The organism is Pontibacter populi, from assembly GCF_040278685.1.
Lineage (GTDB): Bacteria > Bacteroidota > Bacteroidia > Cytophagales > Hymenobacteraceae > Pontibacter > Pontibacter populi.
Genome location: NZ_JBEOKT010000010.1, coordinates 90,156 through 110,443 on the forward strand (window position 1 = coordinate 90,156; position 20,288 = coordinate 110,443).

Annotated in this window: 22 protein-coding genes; 12 read left to right on the forward strand and 10 right to left on the reverse strand. The window is 43.9% G+C overall.

Going from position 1 to position 20,288, the window contains the following annotated elements; translation table 11 throughout:
- Nucleotides 1–578: 578 nt before the first annotated feature.
- Nucleotides 579–950: a hypothetical protein gene (locus ABS362_RS12445; protein WP_350412806.1), complete on the reverse strand. Its 372-nt coding sequence runs from the start codon at nucleotides 948–950 to the stop codon at nucleotides 579–581.
- Between the two features lie 156 nt (nucleotides 951–1,106).
- Between ABS362_RS12445 and ispG the strand changes: the two genes are divergently transcribed.
- The 4 genes from ispG (at nucleotide 1,107) to ABS362_RS12465 (ending at nucleotide 4,464) form a co-directional block, all read left to right on the forward strand.
- Nucleotides 1,107–3,080, forward strand: coding sequence for a (E)-4-hydroxy-3-methylbut-2-enyl-diphosphate synthase (ispG, locus tag ABS362_RS12450; protein WP_350412866.1), 1,974 nt, complete (start codon nucleotides 1,107–1,109; stop codon nucleotides 3,078–3,080).
- 59 nt (nucleotides 3,081–3,139) lie between these two features.
- The gene (locus tag ABS362_RS12455; RefSeq protein WP_340325494.1) at nucleotides 3,140–3,304 is read left to right on the forward strand and encodes a DUF6728 family protein; all 165 of its coding nucleotides are present in this window, start codon (nucleotides 3,140–3,142) and stop codon (nucleotides 3,302–3,304) included.
- A gap of 92 nt (nucleotides 3,305–3,396) precedes the next feature.
- Nucleotides 3,397–3,759 (forward strand): MmcQ/YjbR family DNA-binding protein, encoded by a 363-nt coding sequence (locus ABS362_RS12460; RefSeq protein WP_350412807.1) that lies wholly within the window; start codon nucleotides 3,397–3,399, stop codon nucleotides 3,757–3,759.
- 210 nt (nucleotides 3,760–3,969) lie between these two features.
- Nucleotides 3,970–4,464, forward strand: a complete 495-nt coding sequence (locus ABS362_RS12465) for a MarR family winged helix-turn-helix transcriptional regulator (protein WP_350412808.1) — start codon at nucleotides 3,970–3,972, stop codon at nucleotides 4,462–4,464.
- Nucleotides 4,465–4,619: 155 nt separating this feature from the next.
- On the opposite strand, the gene leuS is transcribed toward ABS362_RS12465, so the two are convergent.
- On the reverse strand, nucleotides 4,620–7,385 hold the full coding sequence (gene leuS, locus ABS362_RS12470) for a leucine--tRNA ligase (protein WP_350412809.1): 2,766 nt from the start codon (nucleotides 7,383–7,385) through the stop codon (nucleotides 4,620–4,622).
- Nucleotides 7,386–7,577: 192 nt separating this feature from the next.
- Here leuS and ABS362_RS12475 point away from each other — a divergent pair, with 192 nt between their 5' ends.
- Together ABS362_RS12475 and ABS362_RS12480 are read left to right on the forward strand one after the other, a co-directional pair.
- Nucleotides 7,578–8,231 carry a DsbA family protein gene (locus ABS362_RS12475; RefSeq protein WP_350412810.1) on the forward strand — a complete coding sequence of 218 codons (654 nt, stop codon included), beginning with the start codon at nucleotides 7,578–7,580 and terminating at the stop codon, nucleotides 8,229–8,231.
- 70 nt (nucleotides 8,232–8,301) lie between these two features.
- A complete protein-coding gene (locus ABS362_RS12480; RefSeq protein WP_350412811.1) occupies nucleotides 8,302–9,006 on the forward strand; it encodes a DUF1003 domain-containing protein in 705 nt (234 codons plus the stop codon).
- Between the two features lie 2 nt (nucleotides 9,007–9,008).
- On the opposite strand, the gene ABS362_RS12485 is transcribed toward ABS362_RS12480, so the two are convergent.
- Both ABS362_RS12485 and ABS362_RS12490 read right to left on the reverse strand, forming a co-directional pair.
- A complete protein-coding gene (locus ABS362_RS12485; RefSeq protein ID WP_350412812.1) occupies nucleotides 9,009–9,743 on the reverse strand; it encodes a spheroidene monooxygenase in 735 nt (244 codons plus the stop codon).
- A gap of 131 nt (nucleotides 9,744–9,874) precedes the next feature.
- Nucleotides 9,875–10,369, reverse strand: coding sequence for a pyridoxamine 5'-phosphate oxidase family protein (locus ABS362_RS12490; RefSeq protein WP_350412813.1), 495 nt, complete (start codon nucleotides 10,367–10,369; stop codon nucleotides 9,875–9,877).
- Between the two features lie 127 nt (nucleotides 10,370–10,496).
- Between ABS362_RS12490 and ABS362_RS12495 the strand changes: the two genes are divergently transcribed.
- Nucleotides 10,497–11,081 carry an acyl carrier protein phosphodiesterase gene (locus tag ABS362_RS12495; RefSeq protein ID WP_350412814.1) on the forward strand — a complete coding sequence of 195 codons (585 nt, stop codon included), beginning with the start codon at nucleotides 10,497–10,499 and terminating at the stop codon, nucleotides 11,079–11,081.
- 759 nt (nucleotides 11,082–11,840) lie between these two features.
- Here ABS362_RS12495 and ABS362_RS12500 read toward each other — a convergent pair.
- The 3 genes from ABS362_RS12500 to ABS362_RS12510 form a co-directional block, all read right to left on the reverse strand.
- Nucleotides 11,841–12,353: an FKBP-type peptidyl-prolyl cis-trans isomerase gene (locus ABS362_RS12500; RefSeq protein ID WP_350412815.1), complete on the reverse strand. Its 513-nt coding sequence runs from the start codon at nucleotides 12,351–12,353 to the stop codon at nucleotides 11,841–11,843.
- A 75-nt stretch (nucleotides 12,354–12,428) separates the two neighbouring features.
- The gene (locus ABS362_RS12505) at nucleotides 12,429–14,369 is read right to left on the reverse strand and encodes an AAA domain-containing protein (protein ID WP_350412816.1); all 1,941 of its coding nucleotides are present in this window, start codon (nucleotides 14,367–14,369) and stop codon (nucleotides 12,429–12,431) included.
- A gap of 143 nt (nucleotides 14,370–14,512) precedes the next feature.
- Nucleotides 14,513–15,121, reverse strand: a complete 609-nt coding sequence (locus ABS362_RS12510; RefSeq protein WP_350412817.1) for a hypothetical protein — start codon at nucleotides 15,119–15,121, stop codon at nucleotides 14,513–14,515.
- A gap of 116 nt (nucleotides 15,122–15,237) precedes the next feature.
- On the opposite strand from ABS362_RS12510, the gene ABS362_RS12515 reads away from it, so the two are divergent.
- The 5 genes from ABS362_RS12515 to ABS362_RS12535 all read left to right on the forward strand — a co-directional run bounded on the left by ABS362_RS12515 (nucleotide 15,238) and on the right by ABS362_RS12535 (nucleotide 17,780).
- Nucleotides 15,238–15,594, forward strand: coding sequence for a hypothetical protein (locus ABS362_RS12515; RefSeq protein ID WP_350412818.1), 357 nt, complete (start codon nucleotides 15,238–15,240; stop codon nucleotides 15,592–15,594).
- 123 nt (nucleotides 15,595–15,717) lie between these two features.
- Nucleotides 15,718–16,512 carry a thymidylate synthase gene (locus ABS362_RS12520; protein ID WP_350412819.1) on the forward strand — a complete coding sequence of 265 codons (795 nt, stop codon included), beginning with the start codon at nucleotides 15,718–15,720 and terminating at the stop codon, nucleotides 16,510–16,512.
- A gap of 2 nt (nucleotides 16,513–16,514) precedes the next feature.
- Nucleotides 16,515–16,721 (forward strand): hypothetical protein, encoded by a 207-nt coding sequence (locus tag ABS362_RS12525; RefSeq protein ID WP_350412820.1) that lies wholly within the window; start codon nucleotides 16,515–16,517, stop codon nucleotides 16,719–16,721.
- A complete protein-coding gene (locus tag ABS362_RS12530) occupies nucleotides 16,711–16,935 on the forward strand; it encodes a hypothetical protein (RefSeq protein ID WP_350412821.1) in 225 nt (74 codons plus the stop codon). The genes ABS362_RS12525 and ABS362_RS12530 overlap by 11 nt, the downstream gene beginning before the upstream one ends.
- Nucleotides 16,936–17,006: 71 nt before the next feature.
- A complete protein-coding gene (locus tag ABS362_RS12535) occupies nucleotides 17,007–17,780 on the forward strand; it encodes an MBL fold metallo-hydrolase (RefSeq protein ID WP_350412822.1) in 774 nt (257 codons plus the stop codon).
- 71 nt (nucleotides 17,781–17,851) lie between these two features.
- Here the strand turns inward: ABS362_RS12535 and ABS362_RS12540 are convergent, their stop codons facing one another.
- The 3 genes from ABS362_RS12540 to ABS362_RS12550 all read right to left on the reverse strand — a co-directional run bounded on the left by ABS362_RS12540 (nucleotide 17,852) and on the right by ABS362_RS12550 (nucleotide 20,235).
- A complete protein-coding gene (locus tag ABS362_RS12540) occupies nucleotides 17,852–18,667 on the reverse strand; it encodes an aminotransferase class IV (protein ID WP_350412823.1) in 816 nt (271 codons plus the stop codon).
- Nucleotides 18,668–18,744: 77 nt separating this feature from the next.
- Complete coding sequence (gene dprA, locus ABS362_RS12545) at nucleotides 18,745–19,866, reverse strand: DNA-processing protein DprA (protein ID WP_350412824.1); 1,122 nt, start codon at nucleotides 19,864–19,866, stop codon at nucleotides 18,745–18,747.
- Nucleotides 19,867–19,887: 21 nt separating this feature from the next.
- Nucleotides 19,888–20,235 (reverse strand): MerR family transcriptional regulator, encoded by a 348-nt coding sequence (locus ABS362_RS12550; RefSeq protein WP_350412825.1) that lies wholly within the window; start codon nucleotides 20,233–20,235, stop codon nucleotides 19,888–19,890.
- Nucleotides 20,236–20,288 lie beyond the last annotated feature (53 nt).

Here is a 20,288-nt window from a genome sequence, read left to right on the forward strand (position 1 = left end):
AGGGGCGTCTGTAAAGATGCCCTTTTTTGTTTTAGGCATTTGTTATATCGAATGAAGTCGAGAAATCTTATGTGTCCTATAGTTTGCTTCATTGTCATTTCGAACAGCGTGAGAAATCTGGTTTCTATAGTTTGATTCACTTCTAACTTGAACCAAGCTATCCTTTCAAATCATCTCCAATCCTGGGAGCTTTACTCACCTATCGTTTCATGTCTAGCTTTGGTGCCCTCATGGCCGGGAGGCCCCGTCTTCGGGCATCGCGCTGCTGCTTTCTTGCTACCCTCGTTACCTCGGGTTGGCTGCGCCACCGCAATAAATCAAAGGCGCTCCACCCAAAGACTGAGATCAATTCGATAGTAAAAGCTAAACTATAGTTCAAACCGGTAAGCTTCGAGATTTATCGTGGTTGTATTTCCGTAGGGACAGGTCGCGACCTGTCCGCTTGACAGGCTGTGAATATAGAACTATAAATCCAACTATAGTAAGGCCGAAAAGCTCCCCGCCTTAGACAAGTCTTAGATCCCGGACTTGTTTCGGGAGAGGGGCTGGGGTGGTTGAACCACGACAACTATAAACCACTAATCATTACCTCTAAACTTACCAATTAAACTTCCACTGATCTTAGCCAGCACAAGGGGTAATACAACTATAGCTATGCCCACAGCAATAACTTTTCTTAGACCCAGGCGCATGATCAGGTTTGAAGCCACATGATCGCGGAGCTGCATGAACAGGAACTTGCCGGTTTTTGTCATCGGTTTCCCTTCCAGTACATCCTGCACGCCTTTCCAGTTACCTTTTTCCAGCTGTCGCTTCAAAAATCCAAGCACCGATTCTTTTGTGATCAGCATTATCTGGCTTATTTGCTCGTGTTTTAATTTGCCCCACTGCATCAGATCCTTAAGTCGGTGCTGTGTATTGGCGGTCATGTAAGCGCGCATGTGTATCATAAGTTGCTGATTTATAACTATCCATACGTAATTAGTAACACTTCCGGGGTGCTGGCTTATAGTTATGCCGAAAAAAAGTAATTTTACGTAATTTCCCCTTTGAACAAAGCAGACGCAACTTTAGTTAAGAGATAGATGAATTGCGAGATCGATCAAATGAATAAGAGCTATTGCCCGAGCCTGACAGAATATAAACGTCGTAAAACACGTGTTGTAAATATTGGTGGCGTACCCATGGGCGGCGATTACCCGATTCGGGTGCAGTCTATGACAACTGTTGATACCATGGACACGCTAGGTTCTGTGGAGCAGTGCATCCGCATGATAGAAGCTGGTTGCGAGTATATCCGTATCACGGCGCCAAGTATAAAAGAAGCCGAAAACCTGAAAAATATTAAGGATGAACTGAATAGACGTGGTTATAATGTCCCGCTTGTTGCAGACATCCACTTTACACCGAATGCCGCCGAAGTTGCTGCACGTATCATTGAGAAGGTTCGTGTAAACCCGGGCAACTATGCCGATAAGAAGAAATTCGAAGTAATAGAATATAACGACGAAACCTACCAGGCAGAGTTGGATCGAATTCGTGAGCGCTTTTTGCCGTTGGTACGCATCTGTAAAGAGCACGGTACCGCTATGCGAATCGGTACGAACCATGGCTCTTTGTCAGACCGTATCCTTAGCCGCTATGGTGACACACCACTAGGCATGGTGGAAAGTGCACTCGAGTTTATCCGTATCTGCGAAAGCGAAAGCTATTATGACCTGGTTATCTCGATGAAAGCGTCGAATACGCAGGTGATGGTGCAGGCATACCGTTTACTCGTTCAGAAACTGGATGAAGAAGGCTTGCAACCCTACCCATTGCACCTGGGGGTAACAGAAGCCGGAGAAGCAGAAGATGGTCGTATTAAATCGGCAGTTGGTATTGGTACCTTGTTGGAAGATGGCCTGGGAGATACTGTTCGTGTTTCGTTAACCGAAGCTCCGGAAGCCGAGGCACCTGTGGCAAAAGCGCTGATTGATCGTTATATCCATCGTGCAGAAAAAGCACAACCGATCAAGCCAATCTGCAATGTCCCGATCGATCCGTTTCAATATCACCGCAGAGCAACTATAGAAGTTGAGAACCTGGGTGCGCAAAATGTACCGCGTGTAATAGCTGACCTGAGCCGCCTGACGGATGTGCAGTATGCCGATCTGAAAAGTGTGGGGCATCTGTACTCAATGCTGCTTGATAAGTTTAACATGAACGACCTGGGTGCTGATTATATTTATACCGCTGATAACCCGATCACATTCATGTTGCCAAACGGACTGAAGGAGATCGTGAACTATAGTTCCTGGCAAAAAGCAGAGCATAGCGAACACCGTCATCCGCTGTTAACTACTGAACAATACCTTTCTGATCAGCCTCGTCATGCTAAAATCAATTTTATCATGGCAACTATAAACGACTTGACTTCTGAAGTTTTAGAAAAATTAAAAACCGATGGAACAGCCGTTCTGATGCTGCATACGACCAATGAACATGCCATGCCGGAGTTGCGCAAATGCTTTTTCAGACTGATGAATAATGATGTGCAGGTACCGTGTATCATTAAAAGAGAATACGGACAGCTTACTTCAGACGAGGTGCAGCTTTATGCCTCTACCGATGTGGGTGGTTTGCTGATCGATGGGCTGGGAGATGGTATAATGCTGGGAACAGAACTTTTGCCGGAGCAGGAAAAAGGAGTGTGGCTTCAAACTATAGATGCGCTGAATAAACTGAGCTTTGGCATACTGCAGGCGGCTCGCACGCGCATGAGCAAAACCGAGTACATTAGTTGTCCAAGTTGCGGCCGCACCTTATTCGACCTGCAGGAAACTACCGCCATGATCCGTAAACGCACCGATCACCTTAAAGGCGTAAAGATTGGGATCATGGGTTGTATCGTGAACGGCCCGGGTGAAATGGCCGATGCTGACTATGGTTATGTGGGTGTAGGTAAAGACAAGATCGCGTTATACCGTGGACAAACAGTAGTTAAAAAATCTGTACCAGCCGATCGCGCCGTTGATGAGCTGATAGAACTGATACGCGAAGATGCCCGCTGGATTGAACCTGTAGTTCTGGAAGAGTAATACTTGCTCTTAACCAGTGTTTTTTTAAGGATTACTGAACTTTGATAACTGTTAATGATATGAAGGGATTATTTGATTTCACAGAAGTAGCTACTTACTTTTTCCGTAAAAAAGACCCGAACCGCAAAAGTAATTTTAACCTCCGTGCCATGCATACCATCAATAAAATATCGATTTTGATGTTTTTGGCCGCAATAATTTACTTTATCATCAAGCATATTTAACCAAGAAAACTATAGTTACAAAATAATAATAGGGGAGCTGCAAGGTTCTCCTTTTTTATTACCTTACAGTAATTGTTTACGCCTTTTCAAAAATGCATATAGAAACTTTCAGAGATTATTGCCTGGCGAAGCCTGGCACAACAGAAGAACTTCCTTTTGACGAAGACACGCTGGTTTTTAAAGTATGTGGCAAGATGTATGCTTTATGCAGCATCTCTGAATTTGAGAAGGGCATAGCTTTAAAATGTGATCCTGAACGAGCAGTGGTGTTACGGGAACAAAATCCACAAGTAATGCCCGGCTACCACATGAATAAACTGCACTGGAACACCGTGTTACCTGAAGCTGGCTTATCCGAACAACTACTACAGGAACTTATCGATCATTCGTATGCACTCGTCGCAGCCAAACTCACCAAGGCGCAAAAACAGTCTATTAATTTCCATAATCAGTAACCTTATTTAACTATAGAAGTAGAAGGTAATCCTTTTGAAGGCTGAACTATAACATCGGATATTCGGAATATGAACGAACTGGGTATTATAGTTTTGCGTTGAAAATGTAGTTGGTCGATGAAAAAGTGGTATTCGGATGATTTTTTTAGCCGTTTACCGTTTTTTATTCAGAAATTTTAAGTATAATTGGGGCACACCTTAGACTAAATTATGCATTTTGAGAATGAAGTTGGGATTAAGATCCGCAACGAATGGCAGAAGGCTAGCTTGAACCTTCTCTATACTTCGGGATTCCTGTTTAACGGGTATGAAAGTTTTTTTAAACGTCATGGCCTCACTACACAACAATACAATGCATTGCGTATTCTAAGGGATCAGTATCCTACTCCAATTTCAACTTCCGGTCTCCGCGACAAAATGCTGGACAAGATGTCTGATACATCAAGGTTAGTCAGCCGTTTAAATGCAAAGGGTTTTGTAGATGTGAAACAGAATCCGCATGATAAGCGCTTAGTTAATATTATACTTTCAGATAAAGGGCATGAGTTAATGGCTGGTATTGACCCGGAGTTAAGCCTGTTGGATAGTTTGTTGAGTGAACTGAATGAAGAGGAAGCAGCACAACTAAGCGAGCTACTCTCAAAAGTGCGGAAATCTATCAAGCATGCATCTAAGCGTATGCGTACTACTCCGGTACAGATTTAGATATAACTTACACACCAATCAAACTTTAAAGAGGTGATGATGCGATGCATGGTCACCTTTTTTATTTAGGATCTTATGGAATTATATAAACCGAAAGCCGCCAGAATAGGTTATCTGACGGCTTTCAGCGAGTTAGTTGGTAAAATGGAATACTCTTATACTACCACGTTAATAATTTTGTTAGGTACTATAATAACTTTCTTTGGTGCTTTTCCATCAAAAAACCGGATAACCTGCTCATCTGCTAATACAGCTTTTTCGATCTCTTCGCGTGGAGCATCTGTTGCAAATGATAGCTTATGACGTGTCTTGCCATTTACAGATACCGGGTACTCAAAAGTATTCTCAACCAGATGCTCTTCTTTCCATTGCGGAAACGCAGCATAGCTTATACTTTCGGTGTGGCCCAGTAGTTGCCATAATTCTTCGGTAATATGCGGCGCGTAAGGAGCCAGTATTATAGTTAGTGGTTCGAGAATTGCACGCTTATTTGTTTTTAGCTGCGTCAATTCATTTGCACAGATCATAAATGTAGCAACCGATGTATTAAACGAGAAACGCTCGATATCTTCTTCTACTTTTTTGATCGTTTTGTGTAAGGCCTTCAGTTCTTCCGCAGTAGGCGTATCCTCAGAAACAGAGAAGTTACCGTTGTTATCATGGAATAGTCTCCAGTATTTTTTCAGGAACTTGTGTACGCCATCCATGCCGTTGGTATTCCATGGCTTGAACTGCTCCAACGGCCCCAGAAACATCTCGTACATACGCAGTGTGTCAGCACCCATGCGCTCTACCAGGTCATCAGGATTAACTACATTGTACTTAGACTTCGACATCTTTTCGATCTCTACGCCAACGTTATACTTGCCATCCTCCAGAATAAATTCCGCATCAGCGTTCTCTGATCTCCATTTCTTGAAGGCTTCCAGATCCAGCACATCATTCTCGACAATGTTCACATCCACGTGCAGGGGCGTAACATCATACTGATCTTTCAAGCCAAAAGACACATACTTGTTTGTGTCCTTGATACGATACACAAAATTAGAACGGCCCTGGATCATGCCCTGGTTGATCAGTTTTTTGAACGGCTCTTCTTCCACTACTAACCCAAGGTCAAACATGAATTTGTTCCAGAAGCGGGAGTAGAGCAGGTGACCCGTTGCATGTTCTGAACCACCAATGTAAAGGTCTACATTACGCCAGTATTCGATCTTATCTTTCGAAGCAAAATCGGAGTCGTTCTGAGGATCCATGTAGCGGTACCAGTACCAGCTGCTGCCTGCCCAACCTGGCATAGTGCTTAGCTCATATTCATACTGATTCAGGTATTTCCAGTTTACGGCGCGGCCGAGTGGAGGCTCACCAGTTTCTGTTGGCAGGTAAGCATCAATCTTAGGCAACTCCAGTGGTAATTCGCTATCCTGTAATAACTGCGGAATACCATCTTTAAAGTAAACCGGCACCGGCTCACCCCAGTAACGCTGGCGGCTAAACACTGCATCGCGCATACGATATTGTACGCGACCCTTGCCAACTCCCAGTTCTTCGGCTTTAGCTATACCTGCTTTTATGGCATCTTTTACATCCAGCCCGTTCAGGAAACCGGAGTTAATGATCTTACCTTCTTTTGCTGCGTAGGCTTCAACATCTACATTACCACCGGCTACAACTTCTCTGATCGGTAAATTAAAATGCTTAGCAAAAGCATAATCGCGGGAATCGTGACCCGGAACGGCCATTACAGCACCGGTACCATATCCAGCCAATACATAATCAGCAATCCAGATCGGCACACGTTCCTCTGAGATAGGGTTGATGGCATAGGCACCGGTAAACACGCCGCTTACAGTTTTCACATCCGTCATACGCTCTCGCTCCGAACGGTTTTTGGCTATGTTAACATAGGCATCAACCGCGGCACGTTGTTCATCGGTCGTAATTTGTGCTACCAGGTCATGCTCTGGTGCCAACACTACAAACGTTGCCCCGAAAATAGTATCGATACGGGTAGTGAATACTTTAATATGTCCGTCGCCTTCAATAGCAAAGTCCAGCTCGGCACCAACCGATTTGCTGATCCAGTTGCGCTGCATTTCTTTTACAGGCTCCGGCCAGTCTATAGTTTCCAGGCCTTGCAGTAAACGTTCGGCATACGCGGTAATACGCATCATCCACTGGCGCATTTTTTTACGCTCTACCGGGTAACCACCACGCTCCGAAACACCACCTACAACTTCATCGTTCGCCAGTACTGTACCCAACGCAGGACACCAGTTAACGATGGCTTCGGCCACATAGGTCAGTCTGTATTTCAGCAACATTTCTGCTTGCTGCTGCTCGTTCATAGTCTTCCAAACTTCAGCAGAAAAGGCAGGGGTGTCTTCGTCGCAGGCAGCGTTTATAGTTGCGTTACCGTTTGTTTCAAATTCAGCGATCAGTTTATCTATAGTTTCGGCTTTGTCGGTGCTATAGTTATAGTAGCTGTTAAACAGCTGCATAAAGATCCACTGCGTCCACTTATAGTAACTTGGGTCAGAGGTGCGCACTTCGCGTTCCCAATCAAAAGAGAAACCGATATTTTTAAGCTGCTCTATGTATCGGGCAATGTTCTGCTCGGTAGTAATGGCAGGGTGCTGACCAGTTTGTATAGCGTATTGCTCAGCTGGCAAGCCAAACGAGTCGAAGCCCATTGGGTGCAATACGTTAAATCCTTTCAGACGCTTGTAACGGCTAACTATGTCAGAGGCAATATAACCAAGCGGGTGACCCACATGCAGACCGGCACCAGACGGATACGGGAACATATCCAAGGCATAATACTTTGGTTTATCGGTGCTTTCGTTGGCTTTAAACGTCTGGTTTTCTTCCCAGTAACGCTGCCATTTTTTCTCAATCTCGCTGAAATTATATTCTGACATAGTCTATTCTGAATTCGCTTGTTCTGACTTAAACCGCTAAGATAATTGTTGCTTTGCTAAATGGCTAAATTGTTGGGTGGTTAAATTGCTGAAATCATAAGTTATAGATGTCATTATAGAGATCAACAATGTAACAATCGATCAATTAAACCATCTAATTCTTACCTTTGCAGCATAAAACAGAACTATAAAATGGAGAAATACGACCTACTGGATGTGCCGCACCTGATCTATGTAATGGATCCGATGTGCTCGTGGTGCTATGGTTTTGCGCCGGTTCTGCACCGCATTAAACTGGAGCAGGAGGGTAAACTTAATTTTAAACTGGTACTGGGCGGACTTCGTGCGAACACAGAGCCGCTGGATGCAGAAAATGTAGCTAAAACAAAGCAACACTGGCAGGATGTGGAACAGGTTACCAGTCAGCCTTTCGACTATAGTTTCTTCGACCGCACAAACTTTATCTATAACACCGAGCCTGCCTGCCGTGCAGTAATTACTATGCGTTACTTAAAACCGGAGGCTAAATTGGAAATGGCCGAGAAGATACAAATTGCTTTTTATGCCGGCAACAACGATGTAACTAATGAATTAGTACTTGCTGAGATCGCTACCACATTTGGTATTGAGGAAGATGCTTTCCTGGAGAAATTTAACACAGATGATATAAAAGAGAAAACGCAGCAGGATTTTTTGATCGCGCGCCATTTGCAGGCAGTTGCTTTCCCGAGCGTGTATATCCTGAATGGCCATGAAGTAAATGTGCTTAGCCGTGGGTACAGAACTTACGAAGCCATGAACATGCTGCTAGAGAATGCCATGAAAGTTATCAATAAACCTAAATAGCTGTAACTCATGCCGCTGGTATCTGTTTCTGCGTATGGCAAGTTAGGGTTATGCTTGAAACTACATGAAAATGCATCGTAACTACAGCGGCGTTTGCCAGATAACCGGAAAACATCTGCCCATGCAGCAACTGGTTTCTGGCACAAGTATACGCAAGAGCATCCTGGATCTGATAAAAGCGGACCATCCTGATTTTGATGAGAAGAATTTGGTTTCGATTGCGGTGCTGAATAAGTATCGTAACAGATATCTTGAAAATATGCTTACCAGTGAGTTAGGCGAATTGTCAGAGCTGGAAAAAGAAGTAGTTCAAAGTATAAATCAGCACGAACTGCTTTCTTCTAACATAGAAACCGAACTTTCTGAAAATCTTACCTTCGGGGAACGGGTTTCAGATAAGATTGCTTCTTTTGGTGGTAGCTGGACATTTATTATTATCTTCTTTTCCTTTATTTTTCTGTGGATGGCAATAAATGTATATTTTATGGCTACCCGTCCATTTGACCCGTATCCTTTTATACTTTTAAACCTGATACTGTCTTGCCTGGCCGCTATACAAGCACCTATTATTATGATGAGCCAGAACCGTAAGGAAGCAAAAGACCGGCAACGCTCTGAGTACGATTACCAGGTAAACCTGAAAGCTGAACTGGAAATCAGATTACTGCACGAAAAGATCGATCACCTGATCATTAACCAGAACCAGCGCCTGATAGAAATACAACAGATACAGGTAGACCTGTTGGAAGATATTATGGCACGGTTTAAACATTAGTGCTATAGTTGGGCTATAGTTGCGTTTAGCGGGTTAGTGCCGTTCCAGGTGCCTTGGGTTCTGGTAACTATAAACCGGGCAAATAACTCTTCAGAATACCAGTTCTCGGCGCGGGTTCGCTTAATTACTTCCTGGTGTTTCGGGTTACGGTACGCATAATTTTTCATGGCCTCAGCCGACTCCCAGATACTGAACGTTGCCTGCCTTATTAATGGCAGTTCGCCTAAACCGATTGAGCACAACAAGCCTTCAGCGTCATCCAGGGCCTTGCTGGACTGGGGTACAAATCTCCAGAAATTAGGCAATGCTTTCCAGTTTATGCTTGCCCGCGTTATTACTGCCAATGGGCCGGAACTATAGTTTATAGTTGTGGTAGGAGTGAAGGGTTCTTGTTTATCCCATTGCCCATGGCTTTGCAACGGGTGCAGGTAGCAGGTCCATGATTCGAACGTGTGCGCTTTATATTGCTGCATCAACTCCGATCGCTCAAAAAAGTCGGCAGCTGCTTTCTCATCCCGCCAGGTACATATTAAACCGTAGCGATATAAGTTAGGTTTAATACTAAAGCCTTTGCCATGTCCGCTGCCCAGTAATTTATAAAATAACAGACCCGGGACCTTTTGTAAATGTGGTCCTGATGTGCCCATTTGTGCCAGTCCCCAACGCACATGCCCGGGCTTGATACCAAACAAAGTAAGGGTTGTAAGTCGGGGTGAATTGATTGTGGTTTCTGACAAGGGTGTGGTTTTTATAGTTTAGAAATTAAAGTTATGCGTTCTGACATAAAAACATAACCGGATTACGCAAAAACACCTGCCAGACGGGAGTATGGCAGGTGCTGCTTTCAAGCTATAGGTACTCTTTATACTTATAGGTTTATCTTTTTGTTTTCGCCTGGATGGGCCGGCTCACCAGTTATGGCTGATTTTACAAAACCATACAACTGCACAACAGCGCTGTTCGGAGAGTCCCAGTATTCAGCTTTATCGATCGTAACTTTTATCAAGCCAATATTCGGATCATCCTTGCCTTCCGGGAACCAGGCTTTAAGTGCCGGCGACCATAGTTCATCAATTTTAACTTTATCTTTAGAAAGCGATGCCCTTCCTGACACTGAAACATACAGGTTATCGGAAGGTTTTGCATAGCTCAGATTTACGTGTGAGTCGTTCTTGATCTCATGGGATTTTGCTGACTCATAACCTGTAAAGAACCAAATAATTCCGTCTTTACCTACTTCCTGGGTGCTCATCGGTCGGCTTCTAAGGCTGCCATCGTCGTCCACGGTAGTCATCATCGTGAAATCAACATCCTTGATCTTATCTATCAGTTTCGCCAGGTTTTCGTTCTGTTCGTTATTCATAGTTTTATTTTGTTGGATTTGTAATTTGGTTACGCGCCCATAAACCATAGGGTTTATAGTTGACGAGTTATACCTTTAAAACAATACAAAGTATAAGATGTTTAGAGCCTGTATATAAAACCATAATTTGAATTACCTCGCCCATCTGTATTTATCCGGTAATGATGAAGAACTGCTGCTTGGCAATTTCATTGCTGACGCTGTAAAAGGCAAACAAGCACTGCATTATAGCCACGGCATTGCACGCGGTATTTACCTGCACCGCCTTATAGACACGTATACCGACACACATCCTATTGTTGCTGAAACCAAAATCCGGCTAAGGGATAAGTTTAAAAAGTACGCACCTGTTGTGGCAGACCTCTATTACGACCATTTCCTGGCCAAACATTTTGAACGTTTCGCCAACGAAACCTTAGACTCTTACACCCAACGAACCTATCATTTGATCAACAATCATTTGCCTGATTTACCGGAGCGGGTGCAGTATTTCTTTCCGTACATGATGGCCCAAAACTGGCTGCTGGGCTATGCAGAAGTAGAAGGAATTTCGCGTGCTCTAACCGGCCTCAGCCGTCGGACAAGTTTTGAATCTGGTATGGAAAAAGCAGGAGAGGAGCTAACTATAAACTATATTTTTTATGAGCAGGAGTTTGAGTTATTTTTCCCGGAGTTGGAGAAATATGTGGAAGTAGTGAAAAGAGAGATATAGGTATTTTGGGTGCTGAAATGAATCTGCTATTACAAGAGAATTCCCTCCTTGAGGAGGGTAGAGAGGTGTTTTTTTTGGTTACAGATTTCCAACAACCCTCACCCCCTCTCCCGAACCAAGTCCGGGATCTAAGACTTGTCCAAGGCGGGGAGCTTTCTGCTTTTTACTTTGTCATCTCGAACAGCGTGAGAGATCTGGTACAGTTTAACATCCCCCTTCACCCCCTTCAAAGGGGGACTTTCTGCTATTGCTATAGTTAGGTTTATAGTTCTATAGTTGACGATATTGAACGGACAGGTCGCGACCTGTCCCTACGGAACTACGGCCAAGATAAATGTCGAAGCTTACCGGTTCAAACTATAATTTAGCGGTTTCTATGCGAAACTTCTCAGTCTTTGGGTTGAGCGCCTTGTAGATTTCCGGTGCCGTGAGGCATTTCGAGGTACGAGAAAAGGAAATGTACACAGCGCGATGCCCGAAGACGGGGCCTCCCGGCCGTGAGGGCACCAAAGCTGGTTTGAAATGATAGGCAAGTGAAGCTCCCAGTATTAAAAGGGATTTGAAAGGATAGCTTGGTTCAGGAAGGACAGACTACAACTATAAGCTGAAATAGATTTCTCACGCTGTTCGAAATGACAGTTAAGTAAACAATAGGACATATAAGTTCCCTCAACTTATCTCCAAAATACAATCAAATGGCAATAAAAAAAGCAGCACAAGTTAAAACCCATGCTGCTTTCTAGTAAGTCGATTTAACGATTAATGATGATGACCACCTGCGCCGTGCACATGACCATGATCTAACTCCTCTTTTGTAGCTTCACGAACCTGTGCAACTTTACCTTTAAAATAAAGTTCTTTGCCAGCAAGCGGATGATTGAAGTCCATCTTCACATTTGTGTCTGTAACTTCAGCAACACGGCCCTGTAACTGGTTGCCTTCGCTGTCAGTCATTGGTATAAAGTTTCCTACTTCCAGCATATTATCCGGAACGGCACCTTCTACTTCAAATACATTCATCGGCAATTCAACTACAGCATTTTCATCGTACTCGCCGTAGCCTTCTTCAGCATCGAGTTTAAAATCGAAGTTATCGCCTTCGCTTAAGTCGCTCAGGTTTTCTTCAAACTGGTCTGGCAGGCCGCTCATGCCGTAAATAAAGGCCATTGGTTGCTCTTCGTTTGCTATTTCTATCACGCTCTGGTCTCCGTTCTCGTTTTGCACACGTAACTCGTAGGTAAGCGTTACTACTTTGTTCTTTTCAATTTTCATTTTATGTTGATTTTTTTGATGGTAGCAAGGTAAAGAATTATACTTGCTTTCTCATCCTTCGGTTTAAATTATCGGTTAAGGCAGGCACTCGGTCAGCTCCCAGGCGCTGCGGTAAGCGTTAATGCTTTCGGTGTATTTTATAAAAGCGTCGTAGTAGGGGTGGTGCGTTAACGTAGCGCTGTCGCCAACTATAACCAGTTTCTTTTTGGCACGCGTCATGCCTACATTCATTCTCCGGATATCACTTAAAAAACCAATCTCGCCAGTCTCGTTGCTACGCACCATGCTGATGTAAATGATATCACGTTCCTGCCCCTGGAAACTATCTACGGTACCCACCGATAACTCACGTTTTTTGTATAGTTCGTGCAAGTGTGGCATATGCTCTACTTTGTCCTGCAGGTAATTAATCTGTGCTCTGTAAGGGGCAATTACACCAATTCGCAACGGAGCAACTTCTTCATCCTGCACATAATCTTTCAGCAACAATTGCAGGTGATTAAGTAATAGATCAGCTTCTTCGGGATTGGCAGAGCTTTGTGCTTCCGGGTTTACCACTTCGTTATACCCACACCCGGCAGTATCTATAAATTCTACGGCCAACCCGGGTTTAAAGAAGGTGTCGTAGCCATGCAGGTCGCTGCTATGTACGCTTTCGTGGGCAGTGAGCTCACCGTTATAAAACTGCTCGTTCGAGAACTGCATGATGTGGTGGTGCATGCGGTACTGCGTTTTTAGCATCACCGAAACTTCTGGCTGCCTTGCTATACACTTCTCAAACAGCGTTGTACTTAAACCTTTCTGATCCGCTAAAAAAGACTTAACGGTAGGCGGTAACTGGCAATGGTCACCGGCCAGCACTACACGGTTGGCCCTTGAGATTGGCACCCAGCAGGCTGGTTCCAAGGCTTGTGCAGCTTCATCTATAAAAACAGTATCGTAATGTAGGTGGCGGATAGCTTTGTTTGCTGTACCCACCAGCGTACACGTTATCACCTGCACATTATCCAGCAGGTCCTCAGTAATGTAATGCTCAATGTTATCGGCTTCGTCGAGCAGGCGGTTGCTTTCGGCTTTGTATAGTTGGCGCTGCATACGCTCTTCGTGGCCAAATTTACGCTTAAACTGGTAAGCCATGCGCTTGTATTCTTCCGCAGTTTTACGAACCGTTTTGAGGTCTTTATAGGCTTTATGCTCCATTATCTGGGCGTCCAATGTATGCTCCAATAACACATCCGAAACCCGCGATGGGTTACCGATCCGGATCACATTCACACCTTCATTAGCCAGTTTTTCTGTAAGCAAGTCTACTGCCGTGTTGGAAGGGGCTGTAACTAAAAGGCGCTTCTGGGTTTTTAAGGTGTATAAGATAGCATGTACCAACGTAGTAGTTTTGCCGGTGCCCGGAGGACCATGTATGATAGCCACATCTTTTGCCTGGGCCACTTTGCGAACAGCATCGTTCTGAGAATCATTTAAGGCAGGAATCTCCTCAACTTTAATATCCGTGAAAGCAGGAGCCTTTACACCCAGCAAAATATCGCGCAACTCGGCAAGGCGGGTTTTATCTGTTTCGATGACCTTCTTCATAGCGAACTCCATTTCGCGGTAGCTCATTTCATCAAAAGTCAGGTCAATACCCAGTTTGCCATCATCGATCCAGTCGGGGAGGTCTTCTTTGTTGGTTGCCAGTAAGACCTTGTTGCGCTTCAGGCCAACTATAACTCCATTCAGGGTATTTCGGTCGCCGTTGTTACTGAATAAAGCCGCCGCCTTACCTGTCTGGAAAAGGTGTAGTTGGTCGCGACCCGAAGTGCGTTCCAGTTCAATCACCACTTTATTTCCGAAACCGATCTCTTCTTTTGAAATTACGACCGGATACCAGCAAAATCCCATGTCTTTACGCTCCTGTATAGAGCTTTTCAGGCTTTTAATTTTGTATTGCTGTCGATCTTCTTCCTGTTCTATTTTAAGCAGTTCCTGTACCTGCTTCAGTTCTTCAAAAATATCTCTCATCTATATCAAAAATAAAGGCTGGAACATTCACGCCAGCCCTTGCATTGTGTTAGCAGTTGTATACGTGTGCATGCCACAGGGCAAGCAACTTATAACATACTTTTTATATTGATTAATTCCGAAATCTATAGTTTAAACTGTAGTTAAGCCGCTTTTTTTCGGGTTGTTTTTGGTTTTGCTTTAGCGTTGCTCAGGCGAACCTGGAGCATGATGGCATACAATAGCAGTATAACCGAAATAACAGCCAGCACCGTGATAACTTTGTCTTTACCATAGCGCTTTTCCTGTGCTTCCTGTAGTTGTATCTCCAGGTCTTTTACAATGGCTTCACGCCTTTTTAACTGGTTTTGTAAGCCATCAACCTGGTTCTGCAAGCCCTGTATCCGGTTATTGATCTGGCGCTGGTCTACCACAATCTGCTTGCCCGACCGCTGATTCTCAACAGTGCTTTTAGCTATTTTTTTTATGCTGGCTTCCTTTACAGCAGCTATCAGTTCTGAGTCTTTGCGGATAAGCTCTTTAAGCGTATCAACTATACTGAGCAGGTCTTTTTTTGATTTATTACCCCAAAAGCTGTTGTTCTGCTGGTTCAGGTACTGGTATTCGAGCACAAGTTGCTCGCGTTCGCTCATCAGGCGGGCAATTTTGTCTTCCTGTGCTTTCTCTTTTTCCTGCGACGGGGCATTCTGAGCTTGTATGGTACTAACTACAGCACATAGCAGCACCAACAGCATTAATATGTTTTTCTTCATTGTAATATAAGTTGCCATGTTACTTACACGCAAATATGGCAAGCATATTGGATAAAGCCCGATATTTTTTCATCAAAGCACCTAAATAAGAAGTTCAGAACTATAGTTTGCTTTAAGTGATCAACATCATGTTGTGTATTTCGTATTTTGGCTATCTTTACTTCCGAAACAAATATCAATACAAACGAATTAATCCCGGTATCATGAAAAAATTAGTACTTGTTTTAGCACTGGCTGGCTTTATGGGTGCCGGCGCAACTCCTGCCATGGCCTGCGAAGGCGGTAAATGCAAAATGGAGCATGCTGATAAAGACAAAAAAGGTAAGAAAGATAAAAAAACGACAGCTTCTGCTGAGAGCTGCCATATGAAATCGGAAACAGCTGACGCTGGTAAACCGGCTTCGTGCTGCGTGAAAAAAGATGCTAAAGCAGACGCTTCAAAAGCTGCTAAAGCAACGAAAGATATAAAGTAAACTATAGTTTTATAGTTACAGTAAAAGCCTGCTGCCAAACGCAACAGGCTTTTTTGTTTTTTGCATTTGATAGGCTGATTTTAACTCTTAACTTTCAACTCTTAACTATAGCTCTACAATCTCATGAAGCAATATTTAGACCTGATGCAACACATCCTCGATAACGGGGTGAAGAAAGAAGACAGAACCGGTACTGGTACCCTGAGCGTTTTTGGTTACCAGATGCGCTTTAACCTGGCCGATGGATTTCCGTTGGTTACGACCAAAAAAGTGCATCTAAAGTCTATCATACACGAACTGCTCTGGTTTCTGAAAGGCGACACAAATATTGCCTACCTGAAAGAGAATGGCGTCAGTATCTGGGACGAGTGGGCAGACGAGAATGGTAATTTAGGTCCGGTTTACGGTTCTCAGTGGCGCAGCTGGCCAACCCCCGACGGCCGCCACATCGACCAGATAACTCAGGTAGTAAACCAACTAAAGAACAACCCCGACTCACGCAGAATTATAGTTAGTGCCTGGAACGTGGCTGAGATAGAGAACATGAAGCTGCCACCTTGCCACGCCTTTTACCAGTTTTATGTAGCTGAAGGCAAACTAAGTTGCCAGCTTTACCAGCGGTCCGCGGATGTGTTCTTAGGAGTACCATTTAACATTGCTTCCTATGCCTTATTAGTACTGATGATGGCACAGGTTACAGGCCTCGAACCCGGCGAATTTATATGGACCGGCGGCGATACGCACTTATATACCAACCACCTGGAGCAGGCGCAACTACAGCTAACCCGTGAACCACGCCAACTGCCAACTATGGTTATTAACCCGGAAGTTAAAGACATCTTCGATTTTAAATTTGAAGACTTTGAGTTGGTAAACTATAACCCGCACCCGGCTATTAAAGCGCCTGTGGCAGTATAGTCATGAAAAGATTCGCTTTAACTCTGATCGTGCTCATAAGCGCGATTGCAGTTTTTAACCTGACACAATTAAATTATGCAGATTTAACTGCGGATAATAATTATATGCTATACCTGAACCTGGCAGGAAATATTTTGATATTGATCTCACTGGTAATTAGTTATGTCCGTTTATCAAAAGAAACTATAAAAGAGCACAATGAAGCGTAACCTGATTAAAGATCCGACCCTAACAGTGCTTTTGCTTTATGTTATTGCCTGGCTGGTGGGTAATGGGCTTTTACTTTATGTAGTAACAGATGGCTTTATAGAAAGTCCTTTCGATGGCAAAAACCTGATGTTGGGAGTGCTTTTCATTTTTTCGAGCGCTGCAACTATAAAGGTGATGCGCAACTATTTTCAATCTAAAAAGGCAGGTCTGTAAGTTTTGCAGGGAATTACGTAAACAAAAAGCTGATATTATACTTTATAGTAACAACCACTAAAACTTATACTATGAAATTTAAAGCTTTCTTTACCTTATTTTTAGCAGTGGCTATTCTTCAGGTACAGGCACAACAGCCTAAAGCCGATATGATCAAAACCGAAAAAGGTCAGCTGAAGATACAGCCTATAACACATGGCTCGCTGGTACTGCAATGGAACGGCAAGACTATTTATGTTGACCCATACGGCGGGGCAGAACTATACAAAGGTGTTGCCAAGCCTGATCTTATTTTAATCACAGACATACACGGCGATCATCTTGATGCGAAAACACTTGATGCGTTAGATACCAAAAAAGCCGTTATAGTTGCGCCACAAGCCGTAGCCGACCAGATACCGGAAAAATATAAAAATCAGGTTAAAGTTATCAGTAACGGGCAAAGCATAAACGAAATGGGTATTCCAATTGCGGCTATACCTATGTATAACTTGCCAGAGACAGACGATTCTAAACACCCGAAGGGCAGGGGCAATGGCTATATCCTGAACATTGGTGGCAAAAACATCTACATTTCCGGTGACACCGAAGATATACCTGAAATGCGTGCCTTGGAAAATATTGATGTCGCCTTTGTGAGTATGAACCTACCTTACACCATGGATATAAACCAGGCAGCCAGCGCGGTGCTTGAGTTTAAACCAAAAGTGATGTACCCATACCATTACCGTGGCACCGAAGGCCTGGCCGATGTAGATGCTTTCAAGAAAATGGTGAATGAACAGGATAAGAATATTGACGTGAGGTTACGTAACTGGTACCCGATGGAGGCAAAGAAGAAATAAGCTATACTTTCCACTCTAACAGAAAAGCACAGTCCAATGGTCTGTGCTTTTCTGTTTGTAGTCAACTATGGTTAAGAGAACAAAGCTCTTCGCAGCTGCTGCACTAACACTTCATCTATACTTACCGACTCACTGTTTATAGTTGCTATACTTCGGATGCCGGTTACATTACCTGCAAATATGGTGTCTGCTTTTAGCAAATTAGTCACATCATAATATGCTTCTTTCGTCTTGATACCGGCATCCCGGCACCAGCGCAAAATATTCTGTCTTACAATTCCCTGCACACAGCCCGTATCTATAGCAGGAGTAAACAAAACACCATTCTTTAGCCAGAAGATATTAGAAGAGGTTAGTTCAGAAACTATACGCTGGCGGTTTAGCAACAGCATATCATCAAAGCCTTGTTCCTTTTTCTCGATACCAGCCATTACATATAGTAGCGCATTGGGACCTTTAAAAAATGAGAAAGAGCTATAGTTAGTGTTTATAGTTTCGCAGATGCCAATGTGCAGGGGAGTTGTGGTAGTCGGAGTTGTAGGAACTATAGTTGCCAACCAGTCTGCCTGGTTTGTTTCCGGAGTATAAAGTCCTCCGCCGCTACGCCATAGTTTAAGTTTTAGCCGGCCATAGTTTGCCGCATTATTTTGCTTAGCCAGTTGCAAAAGCATTTCTTCAAGCTCTCCGGAAACTATAGTTTGGGGCAACTCCAATTTCAAAACCTGAGCCGCCGCTTGCATTCGAGCCACATGGTCCTTCCAGAAACGCAGCTTACCATCGGCAACTATAGCCGTCTCAAAAAAACCATCATTGAACTGAAAAGCCCTGTTAGCTATTGGTAGATGAAGTTTAGATTCAAGTATAAAGTCGCCGTTATAAATCAGCATTTGGTTTAGTTATGATTTCAGAATTGAAAGTTAAGAGTTAAATCTTAATTCTGAGTAACCAATAACTAACAACCAACTTACCGGATCAACCCAAACCGCTTACCCGGCATTGCCTTCACCATCCCTTTAAATTCTAAGGTCAGCAGAACCGATGCCAGCATACTTACCGGTATCTGGGTCTTCCAACTGATGTTGTCCATTTGCTCATCCTGGCTTTGTTGTAGTAGCGTGAGTACTTTAAGCTCATCGGCAGAATATTCGTCAGGGGAGAAGGTCTGTGACTTTTGCTTTCGGACCTGCGCTTCATCTTCCAGATCCCAGTTCATCAACTCCACCAGGTCCTGCACCGAAGTATAGATGGCTGCTTTATGGTTTTTGATGAGATGATTTGGGCCTTCGGAAACTGGAGACGTTACATTGCCCGGTACAGCCATTACTTCTTTGTCGTATCCATGCGCTAAATCAGCAGTAATGAGTGTGCCGCTTTTCAGGGTAGCTTCCACAACTATAGTACAGTCGCTCATGCCGGCAATAATACGGTTACGGGCCGGAAAACGAGGTGCATCTGGTTTGGTACCGAAAGTGTTTTCAGAAAGCAATCCGCCTTGGGTAAGCATACGTTCCGCATATTTACGGTGCACAGCCGGGTAAATGATCTCTGGTCCGCTGGCCATCACGCCTATAGTTGACAAACCTGCCTGTATAGCCGCCCTATGCGACACGATATCAATCCCATAAGCCAGTCCCGAAACTATAAGCACGTTGTAAGGTGCCAGGTCGGCTACGATTTTTTCGGTCATCGCCTGACCATAGTTGCTTACCTGCCTTGTTCCAACTATAGAAATTATGCGTCGTTGGTTCAGGTTGCCGTTGCCTCTAAAGTATAAGAGGGTAGGAGCATCGGCTATTTGCTTCAGCCGGTCAGGGTATTTGGGGGAAGTATAAAACAGCAACTGTACGTCATGCTCTTCGGCCTTCTTCAGAAGCTCTTCAGCTTGCAACAATGCCTGCTTTACGCCCTGCGTTATGTTTTTATAAGCGGCCGGACCAATCCCAGGAATCTTCTGCAGCTTACCTGGCGGCGCCTGAAATACCCCTTTTGGTGAGCCACAATAACTTACCAACTGGCGCGTAAGCTGTGGCCCGATACCGTGTATCTGGGTAATGGCAATTTCGTATAGGTTCTGGTTATCTCCCATGGTTAGGGAAATACGCAGCTTTTAGGCTTTAGTGTTCAGTTGATTTTTAATACCTACCAGAAACGACCGTACTTTCTCCAGCGAATCGATGATCTCCATCTTATCCTTGGTCTGTACTGACTTGTTCTTCATCACATCCTTAGCGCCCTGTATCGTATACCCACGCTCTTTTACCAGGTGGTATACCGTGCGAAGCGTTTCAATATCCTGTTTGGTATACTGGCGGTTACCTTTCTTGTTTTTCTTAGGGCGGAGCTGTTCAAATTCTGTCTCCCAGAAGCGGATAAGCGATGCGGCAACATCAAACATGGCAGCAACTTCACCAATTGTGTAATACTGCTTCTCTATTTCTTTTTCTTTATAAGGCATAAGGCTATGGCTAAACTATAAACTACACTACAATTTTCGCGGATATGCTACTG